The sequence below is a fragment of the Variovorax sp. GW821-FHT09B01 genome, from assembly GCF_059418345.1.
In genome coordinates, this window is record NZ_JBWKPQ010000018.1 from 55,880 (window position 1) to 73,263 (window position 17,384).

15 protein-coding genes are annotated in these 17,384 nt (G+C 69.2%); 8 read left to right on the forward strand and 7 right to left on the reverse strand.

The features are described 5' to 3' along the window. The first annotated feature begins 7 nt into the window (after positions 1-7). Together AC07RV_RS33630 and AC07RV_RS33635 are read left to right on the forward strand one after the other, a co-directional pair. On the forward strand, positions 8-397 hold the full coding sequence (locus AC07RV_RS33630; protein WP_296779298.1) for a response regulator transcription factor: 390 nt from the start codon (positions 8-10) through the stop codon (positions 395-397). Positions 398-560: 163 nt separating this feature from the next. Further along, positions 561-1,592, forward strand: a complete 1,032-nt coding sequence (locus tag AC07RV_RS33635) for an ATP-binding protein (protein WP_296779302.1) — start codon at positions 561-563, stop codon at positions 1,590-1,592. Between the two features lie 191 nt (positions 1,593-1,783). On the opposite strand, the gene AC07RV_RS33640 is transcribed toward AC07RV_RS33635, so the two are convergent. Beyond that, complete coding sequence (locus AC07RV_RS33640; protein ID WP_495338101.1) at positions 1,784-3,172, reverse strand: pyridoxal phosphate-dependent decarboxylase family protein; 1,389 nt, start codon at positions 3,170-3,172, stop codon at positions 1,784-1,786. Between the two features lie 187 nt (positions 3,173-3,359). Between AC07RV_RS33640 and AC07RV_RS33645 the strand changes: the two genes are divergently transcribed. Further along, positions 3,360-3,860, forward strand: a complete 501-nt coding sequence (locus AC07RV_RS33645; protein WP_296779310.1) for an Lrp/AsnC family transcriptional regulator — start codon at positions 3,360-3,362, stop codon at positions 3,858-3,860. 22 nt (positions 3,861-3,882) lie between these two features. Here the strand turns inward: AC07RV_RS33645 and AC07RV_RS33650 are convergent, their stop codons facing one another. Further along, positions 3,883-5,175, reverse strand: a complete 1,293-nt coding sequence (locus AC07RV_RS33650) for an epoxide hydrolase family protein (RefSeq protein ID WP_444813540.1) — start codon at positions 5,173-5,175, stop codon at positions 3,883-3,885. Positions 5,176-5,393: 218 nt separating this feature from the next. Between AC07RV_RS33650 and AC07RV_RS33655 the strand changes: the two genes are divergently transcribed. Then, complete coding sequence (locus tag AC07RV_RS33655; RefSeq protein WP_296779313.1) at positions 5,394-8,270, forward strand: ATP-binding protein; 2,877 nt, start codon at positions 5,394-5,396, stop codon at positions 8,268-8,270. Positions 8,271-8,294: 24 nt separating this feature from the next. Here AC07RV_RS33655 and AC07RV_RS33660 read toward each other — a convergent pair whose 3' ends face one another. Continuing rightward, positions 8,295-9,527, reverse strand: a complete 1,233-nt coding sequence (locus AC07RV_RS33660) for a DUF1444 domain-containing protein (RefSeq protein ID WP_296779315.1) — start codon at positions 9,525-9,527, stop codon at positions 8,295-8,297. A gap of 138 nt (positions 9,528-9,665) precedes the next feature. Between AC07RV_RS33660 and map the strand changes: the two genes are divergently transcribed. The 3 genes from map (at position 9,666) to AC07RV_RS33675 (ending at position 12,637) form a co-directional block, all read left to right on the forward strand. Then, entirely contained in the window at positions 9,666-10,457 is a 792-nt protein-coding gene (gene map, locus AC07RV_RS33665) for a type I methionyl aminopeptidase (RefSeq protein ID WP_296779318.1), read from the forward strand. Between the two features lie 132 nt (positions 10,458-10,589). Then, on the forward strand, positions 10,590-10,892 hold the full coding sequence (locus tag AC07RV_RS33670) for a hypothetical protein (protein WP_296779319.1): 303 nt from the start codon (positions 10,590-10,592) through the stop codon (positions 10,890-10,892). Next, positions 10,892-12,637, forward strand: coding sequence for a RecQ family ATP-dependent DNA helicase (locus tag AC07RV_RS33675; RefSeq protein ID WP_296779322.1), 1,746 nt, complete (start codon positions 10,892-10,894; stop codon positions 12,635-12,637). Before AC07RV_RS33670 ends, AC07RV_RS33675 begins: the two co-directional genes overlap by 1 nt. On the opposite strand, the gene AC07RV_RS33680 is transcribed toward AC07RV_RS33675, so the two are convergent. Further along, complete coding sequence (locus AC07RV_RS33680) at positions 12,609-13,697, reverse strand: YihY/virulence factor BrkB family protein (protein WP_296779325.1); 1,089 nt, start codon at positions 13,695-13,697, stop codon at positions 12,609-12,611. The two genes, AC07RV_RS33675 and AC07RV_RS33680, sit on opposite strands and share 29 nt — an antisense overlap. Positions 13,698-13,873: 176 nt before the next feature. Between AC07RV_RS33680 and AC07RV_RS33685 the strand changes: the two genes are divergently transcribed. After that, on the forward strand, positions 13,874-14,206 hold the full coding sequence (locus tag AC07RV_RS33685; RefSeq protein WP_296779328.1) for a hypothetical protein: 333 nt from the start codon (positions 13,874-13,876) through the stop codon (positions 14,204-14,206). 13 nt (positions 14,207-14,219) lie between these two features. Here AC07RV_RS33685 and AC07RV_RS33690 read toward each other — a convergent pair whose 3' ends face one another. Genes AC07RV_RS33690 through AC07RV_RS33700 form a run of 3 tightly spaced genes read right to left on the reverse strand, consistent with a single transcriptional unit; the run spans position 14,220 to position 17,371 of the window. After that, complete coding sequence (locus AC07RV_RS33690) at positions 14,220-15,212, reverse strand: Bug family tripartite tricarboxylate transporter substrate binding protein (protein ID WP_296779330.1); 993 nt, start codon at positions 15,210-15,212, stop codon at positions 14,220-14,222. A 33-nt stretch (positions 15,213-15,245) separates the two neighbouring features. Further along, positions 15,246-16,046, reverse strand: a complete 801-nt coding sequence (locus tag AC07RV_RS33695) for an enoyl-CoA hydratase-related protein (protein WP_296779332.1) — start codon at positions 16,044-16,046, stop codon at positions 15,246-15,248. After that, complete coding sequence (locus AC07RV_RS33700; protein WP_492715169.1) at positions 16,043-17,371, reverse strand: CaiB/BaiF CoA transferase family protein; 1,329 nt, start codon at positions 17,369-17,371, stop codon at positions 16,043-16,045. The genes AC07RV_RS33695 and AC07RV_RS33700 overlap by 4 nt, the downstream gene beginning before the upstream one ends. Positions 17,372-17,384 lie beyond the last annotated feature (13 nt).

The window sequence follows — 17,384 nt, forward strand, 5'->3', positions numbered from 1 at the left end:
AAGCCTCTTGTCCCTGTCAGCCATCGATCTCGTTTCCATCGTCGACGACGACCCCTTCGTGCGCGCCGCCACCAGCAGCCTGGTGCGCTCGTTCGGCTGGGAGGCGCGCGCGTTCGAATCGGCAATGGACTTCCTGGCCTCGGGCCTGCAGCGGCAGACCCGCTGCCTCGTGTGCGACATCCGCATGGAGGCCATGGACGGCATCGAACTGCTCGAGCGCCTCGACCGCGACGGCCTGCGCGTGCCCACGCTGTTCATCACCGCCTATGCCTCGGCGCACACGCGCGAGCGCGTGCGCGCCAGCACCGCGCTGTGCCTGATCGAGAAACCGATCGACGCCGCCGAACTCGAGGCCTGGATCCGGCACGCCTTGCACGACGCCGAGGCGCGGCGCTGAGGCGCAGCGCCCGCGCCATCGTCTCTTGCCGCGCCAGCCGCGCGCATGCCGGGGGCAAACCTTCGTAGGGGTTGGGCGAACGCTGGTGCGATGGTGGGCGGCCCACCTCGCGTGATGTCATCGCTTCCATGCCGGCCGGTGCGTCGGCGACAGGAGATTTCAGATGACACGCAGCCTTCAGACCCCCATCGCCCTCGAATCCGAAACACCCGCCAAGGCGATCCCGCGCACGCAGGGCCTGGCCTTGTACGCCGCTCGCGCGTTGGCACTTGCCGCCCTCGGCCAGAACACGCACGCCGCCACGCTCGCGCCCATGGTCTGCAGCATCGACGACGGCCTGCTGTGGATCCTCGGCGTATCGGTGCTCGTCGTGCTCGCGCTGATCGGTGCCGGCCTCGGCCTCGAGCTCCTGGCCTACCGCGCCGGCGCCGTGCGCATCGCCCGCGCCCTCGAATCGCACGGCGGCGATGCCCGCATGCCCGAACTGCCCGAGAGCGGCCCGCGCGCCATTGCACGACTGGCGCGCGCCATCAACAAGGGCCGGCGCCGCCGCGTCGAACGCGAGGCCGAGCACCTCGACGTGCAGGCCGCCTATGCCCACGACCTGCGCACCCCGCTCACCCGCATGGGCCTGCGCTGTGAGATGCTCGACGACCCCGCGCTGCGCGAAGCGATGCAGCGCGATCTCGCCGAGATGCAGGAGCTGGTCGAGGCCAGCGTCGCCAGCGCGCGCATGCAGCGCAGCGTGGCCGAGCCACTGCAGCGCGTTGATGCCGACGGCCTGCTCGACAACCTCGTGCGCGGCTACCGCGACGCCGGCCGTGCCATCGCACTCGACGGCCGCATCGGCCAGCCCGTGGTCGCCTGCCCGCTCGCGCTGCGGCGCGTGCTGGCGAACCTGATCGACAACGCGTTGCGCTATGGCAGCGACGTGCGGGTGTGCGCGCACGTCGATGCGCAACGGCTGGTGCTGGCGGTGGTGGATTCGGGGCCGGGGATCAAGCCGGCGCAGATCGATGCGGTGTTCGCGCCGTGGGTGCGGGGGCGGCAGGGGCAGGAGGACAAGCCTGGGTCTGGGCTTGGGCTGGCGATTGCGCGGCGGTTGGCGCGGTCGATGCAGGGGGAGTTGTCGCTGCAGAACCGGCGTACTGGAGGGTTGGAGGCGCGGTTGACGTTGCCGTTGGTGGTGGCGTGACGCCGTGGCAGAGGAGAGTGGGGCGGGTGCGATTGGGGCGGCGCGGATTTGTCACCCTCAGTGTGGTGCGGACGGAGAAGGGCTATAGATCGAGACGCGCCGGGGTTCCCTTATTCAGTCTTACGTCGCATCGCGGGCGAATAAAGCATCCCTGGTTAGCGACCGGCTCAAGGGGCACGGCCGGTGGTTCGTTACGAAAAGGATTTGGAGATATGAACGCCTGAGGCGAGCACCGCGTCGGCGCATGACGACAGCATCCGAATCGTCTCCCGCATGTCGCTCTCAGTGGCATCCGGATGAATGGCACAGATTCGCAGCACGGTTCGATTGCGCAAGCGCGTCGTCAAGACCGTCGCAAAACCCTCCTGAAGTGCCCGCGATGAAATCTCGCTGTTCAGCGCATCGAGCGCCTCCGGGCTCATGGCCGCATCCGTCATGCGGAAGGTGACGATGCCCAACTGCGCGGGCGACACGATGTCCCAGCGAGGATCCTTCTCGAGCTCGTCCTGAGCCCAGGTTGCCAACCGGCAACCATGCGCAATCGCCTCGCCCATGGCGTCCGACCCCAGCACCTGCAAGGTGAGCCACAGCTTCAGTGCGCGTGCCGGCCTGGTGAGTTCGACGCCGAGGTCCCAGAAATTGATCTGTTCGGCGTCGGTGTCGGCATGCGCATCGAGCAGGTATTCGGGGCGGGTATGGAAGACCTGCGAGAGGTGCTTGCGCTGACGCACGAAGACCATCCCACAGCCGTAGGTCTGGAACAGCCACTTGTGCGCATCCCAGCTCAGGCTGTCGGCCTCGCCGATGCCGTCGAGCAAACCCCGATGCGATGGCGACAGCGCGGCGGATGCACCGTACGCGCCATCCACGTGCATCCACATGTCGTGTGCGTCGCACAGTGCGCGAATCCGTCGCAGTGGATCGATGCTGCCGGTGTTCGTCGTGCCTGCGCTCGCAACCACGGCAAAAGGCCTGAGCCCATCGGAGATGTCCTGCTCGACCGCGGCCGCCAGAGCTGTCATGTCCATGCGGAACGCGGCGTCGGTAGGCATGCGGCGAATCTGATGCGGCAGAAGCCCGAGGATCTTCAGCCCCTTGGCAACGGATGAATGGGTTTGCTCCGAAACGTAGGCAACGCCTTGCAGGCGCTGCGCCGGCTCGAGCTTGAAATCGCGCGCCATCGCAAGCGCCGTCAGGTTGGCCATGGAGCCCCCCGACACGAACAGGCCGCCGGCCGAAGGCGGGAGCCCGACCTGTGCCGCCAGCCACTGAATGAGCGCCGCTTCGATGACGCTGGCCCCCGAACTCTGCAGCCAGCTGCCGGCGTGGACGTTGTGAACAGCGGTCAAGTAGTCGCCCAGGGCCGACAGCGGCGAAGACGGTCCCGGAATGAAGGCCAGGAACCGGGGATGGTCCATGCGCGCACGCCAGGGGTAGACCTCGTCCAGCATCTGGTCGATCACCTCTTCCAGCGGCCGGGCCTGTGCGGGCACGCCGATCGCGCGAAGCGACTCGGCGCTGGCGTGATCGATCACTTCCACCGGACGTTGTTCGCGGGATGAATGGCCGACCGGACTCATGCGAGACAGGACCCGCGCCCATGCTTCCGGTGGCACCTCTCCGAGCAGGCGGCTGGGTGGGGCTCCCTCTGATGCTGGGAGAGGAAGAGCGAGGTCCGAAAGTGGAGGCATGTTGTTCACCGAATGATGTTCTGTCTTTGGCTTATTCTCCCGAACATCATTCAGCTGCCCTAGCGCTTTCAGAACCATGGCCAAAAATGCGAACCAGCTTCAACCGGAGAGCAAGGCACCCGCCCGGCTGGACTCCGTCGACCGAAGACTGTTAGGGCTTCTGGCGAACGACAGCACGCTCAGCTATGCCGCGCTGGGTGAATTGCTTCATCTGTCGGCGCCCGCGGTGCACGAGCGGGTGAAGCGGCTCAAACGCGACGGGGTGATCCTCGCGACCGTGGCGCGCCTCGATGGCGCGAAGCTGGGGCGGCCGCTGCTGTGCTTCGTGCAGGTGATCACCAGCACCGTCAAGCGTGCGCGCCAGGTTGCGGCGCTCGAATCGCTTCCCGATATCGAGGAGATTCACATCGTCACCGGCGACAGCGGCCTGCTGTTGAAGGTGCGCACGCGCGATGCACAGGCGCTGGAAGTGCTGCTGGCGCGCATCCACGAGGTCGAGGGCGTGGAAGGAACGCGCACGCAGATGGCGCTGCGCACGCTGGTCGAACGAGGGCCCAGTCCGCACGCGGCGGATTGACGACAGGGCCCGCGCGTTCGGCTCAGCGCAACGACCTGAATGCCGCCCGCACCTCACGGCTGAACAGCTTCGGTTGCTCCCAGGCCGCGAAGTGCCCGCCGTTGTCGACTTCGTTCCAATAGATGAGCTTGTGATAGGCCCGGTCCGCCCAGCTGCGCGGCGCCTGATAGATCTCGCCCGGAAACACCGTCACGGCCGCGGGCAGCGAGATGTCCACCGCATTGAAGTTGTTCGAGTGATCTTCCCAATAGATCTGCGCCGCCGAGGTCGCGCTGTTGGTGAGCCAGTACAGCGAGATGTCGTCGAGCATCTCGTCGCGCGGGAGCACGCGCTCGGGCACGCCGCCCGAATAGGTCCAGGTCGCGAACTTGTCGTAGATCCAGGCGGCCTGGCCCACGGGTGAGTCGGCGAGGGCGTAGCCCAGGGTCTGGGGGCGCGTGACCATCATGGCGGAGTAGCCCGAACTGTTCCTGTAGAAGTCGTCGAGCTTGTCGAAGGCGGCGCGCTCCTTCGGCAGCAGGCCGGCGGGCGCGGGGCCGCCCGCGGCGAGGATGGCGGCGATCTCGGCGGGCACGGTGCCGGGCATGTTGACGTGGATGCCGATCAGGCCCGGCACCTTCTGGATCGCCATGCGGTGCGAGATCACGGAGCCGCAGTCGCCGCCCTGCGAGACGAACTGCCTGTAGCCCAGCCGCGCCATCAGCACGCCCCAGGCGCGCGCGATGTGGTTGGAGTCCCAGCCGGTGGCCTCGGGCTGGCCCGAGAAACCGAAGCCCGGCAGCGAGGGCAGCACGAGATGGAAGGCATCCTCGGCGCGGCCGCCATGCGCGGTGGGGTCGGTCAGCGGGCCCACGACCTTGAGCAGCTCGAAGATGGAGCCGGGCCAGCCGTGGGTCATGATCAGCGGCATCGCATCGGCGTGGCGCGAGCGGATGTGGGCGAACTGGATGTCGAGGCCGTCGATGGTGGTCACGAATTGCGGCACGGCATTGAGCCGCGCCTCGCCCTTGCGCCAGTCGTAGTCGGTGGCCCAGTAGCGCACCAGCGAACGCAGGGTGGCGAGGCGCACGCCCTGCGAAGTGTCGGTCACGGTCTCGGCACTCGGCCAGCGCGTGGCGGCGAGGCGACGGCGCAGGTCGACGAGGGTCTCGCGATCGACGGCGACGCGGAAAGGCCGCACCGAGGTGTCGTCGGGGCCGGTGGCCGAAGGCGGGCGCAGCATGGCGAAGGCGCCGGTGGCGGCCGACGCGGCGCTGAAGGCCATCGAGGTGGCGAGCAGGCGGCGGCGCGTGAGGGAGGAAATCGGTTCGGTCATGGCGTGGTCTCTATGAAGTGAAAGCCACTCGATTGAAGCCAGCCGATGTATCCCGCATGTGTGAAGAATCGGCCGATTCGCATGCCTGTGTATTCGAAGGGCGACGCGACACACGGCCATACAAATCCGCCGCGCGCCGGCCCCGCGAAGCCCGCGCCGGCAGCATGCGGCTCGGGTATCCTCGGCGCGCCCCGACGCCCGCAGATTCCCCACCCGCCATGAGCGACGCACCGCCCTCCGGGGCCGACGACATCCTTCACTTCGGACCCTTCACGCTGCGCGTGGGCGAACGCCTGCTCGCGCGCGACGGCGAACCGGTGGAGCTCGGCGGTCGCGCGATGGACGTGCTGCTGGTGCTGGTCGCGAAGGCCAACGCGATCGTGAGCAAGCAGGAGTTGATGGCGCGCGCCTGGCCCGGCATGGTGGTGTCCGACGGCAGCCTGCGCTACCAGATCACGATGCTGCGCCAGGCCTTGAACGACGGCCAGGACGGCGCGCGCTACCTGTCGAACGTGGTGGGCCGCGGCTATTGCTTCGTCGCACGCGTCACGCGCGGCGAGGCCGTGGCCGAAGTCCGAGCCGACGCAGCAGCGACGGTGGGGCCGATCGAACCGGGCCTGCCGGCGCAGCCGCTGGAACTGCTGGGCCGCGCCAAGGACCTGGCGGCGATTCCGGCCCAGCTCGCCAGGAGCCGCTTCGTCACCATCGTGGGTTCGGGCGGCGTGGGCAAGACCTCGGTCGCGATCCGCGTGGGGCAGGACATGTTGAGCGGCTTCGACGGCGCGGTGGTGTTCGTCGACCTCTCGATGCTGGCCGACCCCGGCCTGGTGCCGAGCGCCATTGCCTCGATGCTCGGGCTGTCGGTGCGCTCGGCCGATCCGGTGCCCAGCCTCGTCGCCTACCTGCGCGGGCGGCGGATGCTGCTGATCCTCGACAACTGCGAGCACGTGATCGCGGCGGCTGCGTCGCTGGCCGAGCGCATCTTCCAGGCCGCGCCCGGCATCCACCTGCTCGCGACCAGCCGCGAGGCGCTGCGCGTGCCGGGCGAGCACATCCATCCGCTCGACCCGCTGGCCACGCCGCCCGACCAGCCCGGCCTGCTCGCGCGCGACGTGCTGCTGTACCCGGCCACGCGCCTGTTCATGGACCGAGCCGGCGCGAGCGGCGCAATGCCGGCGCTCGACGATGCCGACGCGCAGGTCGTCGCGGGCATCTGCAGGAAGCTCGACGGCCTCGCGCTCGCGATCGAGCTCGCGGCGCGCCGCGTGACCACCTATGGCCTGCGCCAGACCGCCGCGCTGCTCGACGAGCGGCTGGCGTTGTCGTGGCTCGGCCAGCGCACGGCGCGGCCGCGCCACCAGACGCTGCAGGCCACGCTGGACTGGAGCTACGAGCTGCTCGACCCGCGCGAGCGCGAGGTGCTGTGCCGGCTCGCGGTCTTCGTCGGCCGCTTCTCGCTCGAGGCCGCGCGGCAGGTGGTGGCCGACGAGGCGCTGACGCAGGCGCAGGTGGTCGACGCGATCGCGAGCCTGGCCGAGAAATCGCTGCTCGCGGTGCATCGCGCGGGCGGCTCCGCGCAGTACCGCCTGCTCGAGAGCACGCGCGCCTATGCGCTCGCCAAGGCCGATGAGCAGACCGCCGAGGCGAGCGCGCGCCGCCATGCGCTGCACTTCCGCACGCGGCTCGAGCGCATGGCCGCCGAGCACGATGCGTTCTCGGGCGACACCGCGCGTGCCTCGGACCTGGCCGACCTCGGCAATGTGCGCGCGGCGCTCGCCTGGTGCTTCGACCGCGGCGGCGACAGAGACCTGGGCCTCTCGCTGGCGGTGGCGGCCGTGCCGGCCTTCATGGCGATGTCGCTGCTGGCCGAGTGCCATGGCTGGTCGAAGCGCGCGCTGGCCGAACTCACGCCCGCCGCGCGCGGCAGCGCGGTGGAGATGCACCTGCAAGCGGCCGTCGGCCTCTCGCAGATGTTCACGCGCGGCAACAGCGACGAGGTGCGGCATGCGCTCGAGCGCAGCCTGCAGGTGGCCGAGGTGCTCGGCGACGGCGCGAGCCAGGTCCAACTGCTGGCGCGGCTGCAGATCTTCCACGAGCGCATCGGCGACTTCGTCGAGTCGCTGAGCCATGCGAATCGCTGTGCGCGCGTGGCGGCCTCGATCGACGACCCGACCGCGCGGGCCATCGCGGATTCGCTCGTGGGGTTGTCGAACCACCTGCTGGGCGACCAGGCCGGCGCGCGGCATTTTCTCGAGGCCGCGATCGCGGGATCGACGCTGTCGCGGCAGGGCACCAGCATCTACTCGGGCTTCGACTTCCACAACCGCGCCTGCATCTCGCTGGCCCGCACCCTGTGGCTGCAGGGCCACCCGTCGCAGGCGATGGCGCTGGCGCAGCGCGCGGTCGACGAGGCGCGCGAACTCAACCATCCGGTCACGCTGTGCATCGCGCTGATCTGGGCCGTGTCGGTCTATCTCTGGGCCGGCGATCTCGAGCGCGCCGAGCGCGACATCGACAGCTTCATCGCCTTCGCCGAATCGCATTCGCTGACGCCCTACCTCGCGGTGGGCCGCGGCGTGAAGGGCGAGCTCTGCGTGCGGCGCGGCGATGCCGAGCAGGGCGTGCGCGCCTTGCAGGGCTGCCTGGTCGAGCTGCGCGAATCGCGCTACGAGCTGCTGACCTCTGCCTTCAACCTCACGCTCGCGGAAGGCCTGGTCATGACCGGCCGGCACGACGAAGCCCTGGCCCTGATGGACGACACGCTCGCGTTGGTCCATGCCAAGGGCGACCTCTACAACCTGCCGGAGTTGCTGCGCGTGAAGGCGCGCGCGCTGTCGGGCGGGCCGGCCCCGCGTCTTGCGCAGGCGCAGCAATGTCTGGACGAGGCGCTGGCGGTCAGCCGCCAGCAGGGCGCGCGTTCGTGGGAGCTGCGCGTGGCGATGGACCTGGCGTGGCTGTGGGCCGATGGCGAGCGCGCGCAGGAGGGCCGCGATCTGCTCGCGGACGTGTTCGCCCGCTTCACCGAGGGCTTCGAGACGACCGACCTGCAGGAGGCCGCGCGCCTGCTCGACGGCGCGGAGGATGCGGCGGGCTGAACGCGGCGTTCGTCGCTGTCTTGCTCACTGGAGCCGCACGGCCTCCACCGTCGTCGCCAGTTCCTGCAGCCGCCGCAGGCAGTCGCCCTCGGGATAGCCGAGCACCTTCCAGCGCGGCACGGCCAGCGGCAGCCGCTCGATCAGGTGGCCCGCATGCTCGGCGAAATGCGGCCACGCGACGATGGTCGGGGTTTCGCCCGCGACCTCGCAGAGAAAGACCAGGTCGGCTTCGGGCAGCCAGGTGTCGACGCCCTTGGGCAGCACGGCATAGCTGATCACGGCGCCATCGGAGTCGCGCTGCAGCAGGCTGTGCTTGGCGACGAAGACGTCGACGCCGGCCGCCACGTGGGCCTTCTCCAGCACCTCCTGCTGGTCGTTATAGTCGACCGCCTTTTCCTCGCGCAGCAGCGCCGTGAGCTGCACACCGGCCTGCCCGGGCGGGGTCCACAGCGACCATGCCTTGTCGCGCAGCCTGAACATCTCGGCGCTCAGCGGGCGCGACTGCTCGCGCAGCACCCGGCGCGCGGTGGCGATCATGTTCTCGAGCGCGTCCGCATCGCCGGCACCGCAGACCAGCAGGCAGGTGCGGTTCGGCGCCATCGCCACCGGGTCGCCGTCGAGCGGCAGCTGCCAGGCAAGCTCGTGCAGGAAGATGCGGCCGGCGTCGTAGTAGTCGCCGTAGTTCGACACGTAGAGCCCGGGCGCGAGCTGGCCGAAGGCCGGCGCGGCCTTGTGGCGCAGGTTTTCGACCGCGATCTCGAAGGCCTGCTCGAAGCCGATGCCCCAGCGCTTGAGGTCGTGGGGGCTCACCTGCGCGATCGCATGGTCGCTGTCGATGGCGACGGCCGCGCCGAGCGTCGGCGAGAAGGGGGTCCACACCATGGTGTCCTCGAGCTTCTTCGAGAAGTCGCCATGCGAGATCCGCGCGAGGTCCACGCCGGCGAGACGCCGCAGGATCGGCAGCAGCCGCGGCCGCGCTTCTTCGAAATCGGCGGGCCGGTCGCTGCCGATGCCCGCGACCCCCAGCGCAAAGCGCGCGATCTGCTCGCGGCGCTCCGCCGGCCGGGCCTGGCAGTAGTCGGTGTAGAGGTTGTGCAGGTAGATCGTGCCGCCGTCGGCGCGGCGGATCAGGAACTGCTCGGGATCGAGGACCAGCTTCTCTTCGGGGAGAAGGCGTTGCAGCTCCTGCAGGAGCAATCGGGCGACCTGTTCGGTGCCGGGCTTCCGGTCGAAAAGGCGGCGGATGAATGACAGCATGTTCCCCTCCTGCGAACCAGTATAGGCAGCGCCCGTGTCACGCCGGCACATCCTTCCGGGCGAGGGTCGATGCAACGAAGCATGTATGATTCATATATGTTTCGTATATACGACATGCATTGAAGGTGTTGAGTACCCATGGCATCCGGCATCCACATCAAGTCCCCCGAGGAGATCGAGAAGGCGCGCCAGGCCGGCCGGCTCGCGGCCGAAGTGCTCGCCATGATCGAGCCGCACGTGGTGCCGGGCGTGAGCACCGAAACGCTCGACCGCATCTGCCACGACTACATCGTGAACGTGCAGGGCCTCATCCCGGCCAACGTGGGCTACCAGGGGTATCCGAAGACCATCCTCACCTCGGTCAACCAGGTGGTGTGCCACGGCATTCCCTCGCCCGACAAGATCCTGAAGAAGGGCGACATCGTCAACATCGACGTGGCCGTGATCAAGGACGGATGGTTCGGCGACACCAGCCGCATGTACTTCGTCGGCGCGCCCAGCGTGCTCGCGCGCCGGCTGGTGGAAACGACCTACGAAGCGATGCGCGCCGGCATCCTCGCCGTCAGGCCGGGCGCCACGCTCGGCGATGTCGGCCATGCGATCCAGTCGGTAGCGCAGCGCGAGCACTTCGGCGTGGTGCGCGAGTTCTGCGGCCATGGCATCGGGCAGGTCTACCACGAGGACCTGCAGGTGCTGCACTACGGACGCCGCGGCGAGGGCCTGCGGCTCGTGCCGGGCATGGTGTTCACCATCGAGCCGATGCTCAACGCGGGCGGGCGCGAGATCCGGCACCTGCCCGACGGGTGGACGGTGGTGACCAAGGACCGGTCGCTGTCGGCCCAGTGGGAGCACATGGTGGCCGTGACGCCCGAGGGGCATGAGGTGCTCACGTCCTGGCCCGGGGGCACGGGGAGCTACGCGCCGGTCTGAGGTGCCTGTCGAGGCAATCCGCATTCGTAGACATCGATGGCGGCCCGGATGCGCGAATTTCCTACTTCCGACGCGCCCGATGGCTCCCAGTCTGTGCGCCTGTCTCCCAAGGATTTCAAGGAAACGACGCACATGGCAACCAGCAGCATCCTCGGCGGCGAGCACGCCCCGACCGCCCCCAAGGGCACCGACGCCGGCGCCCTCGGCCCCAGCGATTCCAGCGACAGCGGCAGCGATGCCGCGGGCGACGACCGCGCCATCATCGACGGCGGCGAGGAACCGGCGACCAACGCGGACATCCTGCCCGACCGCGTGGGCGTCTTTCCGGACGCCGCGACGGAAGTCGCCGACGCCGTCGACGACCCCGAAGCGCTGAGCGCCGAGGAACTTGCCGACGAGAACGACGGCGAGGACGACGACGAAGAGACCGCCTGATGCCAAGCGTTCCCGATGCGGCGGCGCGCCTCAAGCACACGCTGCGCCACGTGTTCGGCCATGCCCGCCTGCGCGCGGGCCAGGCCGAGGTCATCGAGCGCGTGATGGCCGGCCGCTCGACGCTGGCCGTGATGCCCACCGGCGCCGGCAAGTCGCTGTGCTACCAGCTGCCGGCCCTGCTGCTCGAGGGCCGCACGCTGGTCGTGTCGCCGCTCATCGCGTTGATGAAGGACCAGTGCGACAAGCTGCGGACGCTGGGCATCGCCGCCGTGCAGGTCAACAGCGCACTGGGCGCCGAAGAGCTGGAACGGGCCGAGCAGGCGATCGACGACGGCAGCGCGCGCATCGTGCTGGTCACGCCCGAGCGGCTGTCGGACCCCGCGTTCGTGCGGCGCTTGTCGACCCATCCCGTGGCGCTGGTCGCGGTCGACGAAGCGCATTGCATTTCCCAATGGGGCCATGACTTCCGGCCCGCTTTCCTCGAGATCGGTCCGGCCGTGCGCGCGCTCGGCGGCCCGCCCGTGCTCGCGCTCACGGCCACCGCGGGCGAGGAGGTGGCGGCTGACGTCATGAAGAACCTGGGCATTCCGCGCGCCGGCCTGATCGATACCGGCGCCTACCGCGCCAACCTGCAGTTCGCGGTCGAGCAGATGACGCAGGAGCCGGATCGCCAGCGGCGCATCGTCGAACTGGTGCGCGAGGAGGCCGGCAGCGGCATCGTCTACGCCGCCACGGTGAAGGCCGCGCAGGAGGCCTTCGATACCCTGAAGGCGGCCGATCAATCGGTCGCGCTCTATCACGGCAAGCTCGGTGCGCGCGAACGCGCCGAGGCGCAGGAAGCGTTCATGGCGGGCAGCGCGCGCGTGATGGTCGCGACCAATGCCTTCGGCATGGGCATCGACAAGCCCGACATCCGCTTCGTCGTGCATTGCCAGATGCCGTCGAGCCTGCATGCCTACTACCAGGAGGCCGGCCGCGCGGGTCGTGACGGCGAGCGCGCGCGCTGCGTGCTGCTGTTCCATGCCAAGGATCGGTCGGTGCAGCAGTTCTTTCTCGCGGGCCGCTATCCGCAGCTCGAGGACCTCGATGCCGTGTACCGGCAACTGCTGGCGGAGCCGCCCGCGCCCGAGGGCTGGACCGCCGCGAACCTGCTCGATGCGCTGGAGCGTCCGCGCACGCGCATGCAGGCGGCGATCGCCTTGCTGCGGCAGCAGAAGCTGCTGGCCATCGACCGGCGCGGGCGCATCTCGCTGCGTCAGGCGATGGCCGAGCGCGCCGACTTTGGCGCGATGCTCGACGGCTACAAGGCGCGGCGCGAGCAAGACCGCGAGACCCTAGAGCGCATGCTGGCCTATGCGCAGTCGGGCCAGTGCCGCTGGCAGCTGCTGCTCGACGATCTCGATCCCTCGGCCACCGCGAAGCGCTGCGGCACCTGCGACAACTGCCGGCGCATCGCGGCGCACGAGGCCGCCATGGCGCAGCCCATCGTGGTGAGCGAGCAGACCGCGAAGGCCGCGACGCGTGAGCGCGCGCCTTTCGCCGAGAGCGATCCGGTAAAGGTCAAGCGCTTCGGCGCCGGCGTCGTCGTGGCATCGACCGACGGGATGGTGACGGTGGCTTTCGAGGATGGCAGCCGGCGCTGCTTTCATCCCGACTACGTGAGCCGCCGGCGCGCGTCGCGCAAGAGGGCGGCCGGACTCGCGGCGGCTGGCGCCGCTAGCTTCGCGGTGCCCGCACCGGCCTGATCCGCCGCGTGCGGCGCGTCGCCAGCGCCATGAAGAGCGCGCCGCTGGCGAACACGGCCAGTGTCGATGCCAGCCCGCGCGATGCGCGATGGCCATCCTCCGACAGCACGCGCGCGCTCGGGCCCTGGCTGTCCGTGCCCACCTCCGCCTGCCGCGCGGCTTCCTCTGTGGCCGCCTGCGCCTTGCCTGCGGCCACCGACCCATGGGCATTGGCATAGACCTTCGTGAACTCCGCCCCCAGCAGGAAGATCTGCGCCGCGTAGTAGACCCAGGCCAGCAGCACCACCAGCGAGCCCGCGGCCGCGAAGGATTCGTTGACGCCGCTCTTGCCGAGGTACAGGCCGATCAGCACCTTGCCGATCTCGAACAGCACGGCAGTCACGCCGGCGCCGATCCACACGTCGCGCCAGGCAATGGGCGCGCTCGGCATGAACTTGAAGATCATCGCGAACAGCACGGTGAGGATCGCGAGCGAGACGAGGACGTTGAGGCCCTGCAGCAGCACCTCCCATCCCGGCAGCAGCGCGGCGCTCCAGCTTCCCAGGGCGGCCAGCGCCGCGCTCACCACGAGTGAGACCATGAGCAGGAACGCGAGGCCGAGGATCAGCCCGAACGACAGCACGCGCGCACGCAGGATGCCCCACACGCCCTGCGGCTTCACGCGCTCGGGCACATGCCAGATGCGGTCGAGCGCGCTCTGGAGTTCGGCGAAGACCGTGGTGGCGCCGACCACCAGCACGACGATGCTGATCGCGCCGGCCACCAGCCCGCGCGAGGGTTCGCTGGCGCTGCGGATCAGCCCCTGCACCGCGAGCGCGCCTTCCGCGCCGATCAGGCCCGAGAGCTGCGCCGCGATCTGGCCCTGCACGGCTTCGGCGCCGAACAGCGCGCCGGCCACCGCGATCACGATCACCAGCAGCGGCGCCAGCGAGAACATCGTGTAGTACGAGATCGCCGCGCCCATGCTCGGCGCGAAGTCGTCGATCCATGCCATCACGGCGTCCTTGCACAGGCTGAGAAGACCGGGCGAGCGGGCGGTGCGGGTCGAGGAGGAGGCCATGGCCGGTACCGTGCCCGCGCGTTCGCGGAACGGCCGTAGGAAACCGGCGGCTCATGGCGTGGGTCGCGTGGGGTGCGCGTTGGCTGACAGGGGAGGGCGCGGATGCCCCACCCGGGCGGATGCGGCATGGCGGTTCATTGAAGTCTTCTCTTCACCACTTCAGGAAAGTCTTCTTCATGAACCGAATCACCCGAATCCTTTGCGTTAGCGGTTTTGCTCTGGCCGTCGTGCCCGCCCTGGCTCAATCCGGTGGCAGCGGCGGCGGCGGGCCGGGCCTGAACAGCTCGGACAGCGTCGCGACGCAACCGAAGAATGGCGGCACCTCGGCCACCACCCAGCCTTCCGCGACCAGCCAGGGCAATTCGATGTCGGGTGGCAACCTGAACCCGCAGGGCAAGGCGTCGAACCAGAAGACGCGCCCCGGCACGAACTCGTCGATGGGTTCGAAGGCGGGCGAGAACCCCAACACGCAAACCACGGGCCAGGGCCGGACGACCAGCCCTCAGTAAGCGGGCGCGGAGGTCACTCCGGCTCGATGCCGGCGGCCTTGATGACCTCGCTCCATCGGCGCGACTCGGTGGCCTGGAATCTCGCAAGCTCTTCGGGCTCCGTGGTCCACGCGGAGGCGCCCGAGGCCTGCAGGAAGCTTTGCGTCCGAGGTCCACCGACGGCGGCGGTCAACGCCTCGCGCAGCTTCGACACCACGGGCGCCGGCGTGGCGGCCGGCACATAGGCGGCGAACCAGTAGCCGAGGTCGTAGCCCTTGATGCCCGATTCGTCGAAGGTGGGCACGCCGGCGAGCGCCGGCACCCGCCTGGCGGACGAGACGGCGATCGCGCGCAGGCGCCCGCCCTCGATCTGGGGAATGCCGGTCACGGTGTCGACGATCATCATGTCGAGCTGCCCGCCGATGAGGTCGGTCATGGCGCTGGGGTTGCTGCGATAGGGCACGTAGAGCAGGTCGGTGCCGCTCATCTGCTTGAACATCTCGCCGGCGATGCGGCTCGACGAGTTGCCCGCGCCGAAAGAGAGCTTGCCCGGTGCAGCGCGCGCGGCGGCGATGACGTCGGCGAGGCTTTTCAGGCGCGAATCCGGGCGCACCACCAGCACCATGCCGCCGCGGCCCAGGCCGGTCACCGGCTTGAAGTCTTTCACGGGATCGTAGGGAAGCTTCTTGAACAGGTGCGGGTTCGCGACCTGCGTGGTGTTGGTCGTGATCAGCACCGTGTAGCCGTCGCCCGCGGCCCGGGCCACCTCCTGGCTCGCGATGAGCCCGCTCGCGCCGCCCTTGTTCTCGACGACGACCGGCTGCTTGAGGCGTTCCGCGACGCTGGCGCCGACCGCCCGCGCGAGCTGGTCGGTGGCGCTGCCCGCGCCGAAGGGAACGACGAGCACGATCGGCTTGCTCGGATAGGGGGCGGCTTGCGCCCACACGGCGGGCATCGCCATCGTCGCGGCCGCGAGGACGCAGGCCGAACGGACGATCCGGAAAAGCTGGCTGGCGGTGTTGTTCATCTGCTTGTCTCCTGTCTTGCTTGTTCTCGATGGCTACCGGGCGCCGCGCTCGTTCGCGAGGAAGCCGCGCACCGCGTTCTTGTGCTCGTCGCCGCACAGCAGGATGGCCTGCATCGAGGCTGCCTGCTCGAGCGCGCCGGCCAGCGTCGATTGGCTGGCATCGCGAACGAGGCGCTTGGCCATGCGCATCCCATGGGGCGGGTTCTTTGCGATCCGCTCAGCGAGCTTGCGTGCTTCCTCCTGGAGCTGGCCCGCGCCGAACACCTGGGAAACGACGCCCAGGCGCAGGGCGGTCTGCGCGTCGATGAACTCGCTCGTCAGCGTGAGCTCCATGGCCTTCGACAGGCCGACGAGGCGCGTCAGGAACCAGGCGCCGCCGATGCCCGACACCAGCCCGAGGCGCAGGAAGCTCTCGGAGAAGCGGGCGTCCTCGCTGCACAGGCGCACATCGCACATGAGCGACAGGTCGAAGCCCGCGCCGATCGCGAGGCCGTTGATCGCGGCGATGACCGGCACCTCGATGCCGTGCACCGCATGCGTGATGCGATGCAGGCGCTTGAGCAGCCGTTCGCGCACCTGCGTCGTGCTGCCCGCCATCAGGTCGATGCCGTCGCGCATGTCGTTGACGTTGCCGCCGGTGCAGAAGTTCTTGCCGCTGGCGCGCAGGACCACGCAGCGGACCTCCTCGTGCGCATTGACGCGCTCGAGCGCATCGGCGAGCGCCGAAGTCATCGCGAGGTTCAGCGCGTTGCCGGTGGCGGCGGACTGCATGGTGATCGTGAGAACGGGGCCGTCGATGCGCGATGCGACGAGGTCGGAAGGGGAGGAGGTCATGCGGTGAGGCTTTGGGAGGGAGGGGTGGTGATGGCGCCGCAGCGAAGCAGCGCGTCGATCTCTTGCTGGGAGATGCCGTAGGCCGTGAGAACGGCCGCGGAGTGCTCTCCCACGAGTGGCGGCGGTGTGGCGCGCGCGCCCTCACCGCCTGCGTTTCCGATCGCGAATCCGGGCATGCGCACCGCTCCGGCGATCGGATGCTCGATCACGGTTTCGACGCCGCTGCCGCGGTACTGGAGCGAGGACGTGACTTCCGCATAGCCGGCGATCGGCGCGCAGAGGATGTCCACTGCTTCGAGCGTCGAAAGCCAGGCCTCGGTCGGGCGCTGCTGGAACGCCGCGGCCAGTTGCTGGAACAGCGCGTCGCGATGCCTGACCCGCGACACGTTGTCTGCGAACAGCGGATCCTTCTCGAGCGCGGGCTGGCCGATGGCATGGCAAAGGGCGCTCCATCGCTCGGGCTGGTAGGCCGCGACCATGATCCAGCCATCGGCGGTCGGAAAGGCTTCGTTCGGTGCCGCATACGGTGCGGCGCTTCCGCTCTTGCCGGGCTCGATGCCGCTGGCCAGGTAGGACGCAAGCCCCACCTGCTGGAGCATCAGCGTCGCGTTGTAGAGGCTGACGTCGATGTGCTGGCCCTCGCGTCCCTGCTGCACCGGGACGAGGGCACCGAGGATCGCGATGGTCGCCAGGTAGCCGGTCGCCATGTCGGCGATGGGGCTCGGGACTTTCGAGGGTGGCGACCCCGCCGGGCCGAGGGTGCTCATCAAGCCCGCGACCGCCTGGATGATCCCGTCCACGCCGGCCTTGCCACTGGAAGGACCGTGCTGCCCGTAGGCCGAGATCGAGCAGTAGACCAGCGAGGAATTGGCGTCGCGCACGCTGTCGAAGTCGAGGCCGAAGCGCTTCATCACGCCGGGCCGGAAGCTTTCGATGACCACGTCCGCGCAAGCCATCATGCGCCGCATGAGGTCCCGGCCCTGCGGTGTCTTGAGGTCGACCGCGAGGCCCTGCTTGTTGCGGTTCACGCTGAGCGAGATCACGCTCTCGCCGTGGATCCAGGGCGGTCCGATGCGCCGTCCCATCTCTCCTTCGGGCGACTCGATCTTGACGACCTCGGCGCCGAGATCGCCGAGCAGCATGCCGCACAACGGACCCGCGACGACGTGCGAGAAGTCGAGCACGCGCAGCCCGGCCAAACTGGTTCCCAACATCTGTTCTTGCCTCTTGTTCTCGAAGCCGGCGGTATGCCGGCGTCCACCGTCAGCGGGTGGTTTCAACGAGGCTCGAGAATAGAAATCGGCTGCCCCGCGGGCAAACGACATTTGCTGCCGAGGC

Coding starts and splice junctions, on each gene's coding strand:
- AC07RV_RS33635 (WP_296779302.1), top strand. CDS start 561: ATGACACGCAGCCTTCAGACCCCCATCGCCCTCGAATCCGAAACACCC.
- AC07RV_RS33640 (WP_495338101.1), bottom strand. CDS start 3,172: ATGAGTCCGGTCGGCCATTCATCCCGCGAACAACGTCCGGTGGAAGTG.
- AC07RV_RS33645 (WP_296779310.1), top strand. CDS start 3,360: ATGGCCAAAAATGCGAACCAGCTTCAACCGGAGAGCAAGGCACCCGCC.
- AC07RV_RS33650 (WP_444813540.1), bottom strand. CDS start 5,175: ATGACCGAACCGATTTCCTCCCTCACGCGCCGCCGCCTGCTCGCCACC.
- AC07RV_RS33655 (WP_296779313.1), top strand. CDS start 5,394: ATGAGCGACGCACCGCCCTCCGGGGCCGACGACATCCTTCACTTCGGA.
- AC07RV_RS33660 (WP_296779315.1), bottom strand. CDS start 9,527: ATGCTGTCATTCATCCGCCGCCTTTTCGACCGGAAGCCCGGCACCGAA.
- map (WP_296779318.1), top strand. CDS start 9,666: ATGGCATCCGGCATCCACATCAAGTCCCCCGAGGAGATCGAGAAGGCG.
- AC07RV_RS33670 (WP_296779319.1), top strand. CDS start 10,590: ATGGCAACCAGCAGCATCCTCGGCGGCGAGCACGCCCCGACCGCCCCC.
- AC07RV_RS33675 (WP_296779322.1), top strand. CDS start 10,892: ATGCCAAGCGTTCCCGATGCGGCGGCGCGCCTCAAGCACACGCTGCGC.
- AC07RV_RS33680 (WP_296779325.1), bottom strand. CDS start 13,697: ATGGCCTCCTCCTCGACCCGCACCGCCCGCTCGCCCGGTCTTCTCAGC.
- AC07RV_RS33685 (WP_296779328.1), top strand. CDS start 13,874: ATGAACCGAATCACCCGAATCCTTTGCGTTAGCGGTTTTGCTCTGGCC.
- AC07RV_RS33690 (WP_296779330.1), bottom strand. CDS start 15,212: ATGAACAACACCGCCAGCCAGCTTTTCCGGATCGTCCGTTCGGCCTGC.
- AC07RV_RS33695 (WP_296779332.1), bottom strand. CDS start 16,046: ATGACCTCCTCCCCTTCCGACCTCGTCGCATCGCGCATCGACGGCCCC.
- AC07RV_RS33700 (WP_492715169.1), bottom strand. CDS start 17,371: ATGTCGTTTGCCCGCGGGGCAGCCGATTTCTATTCTCGAGCCTCGTTG.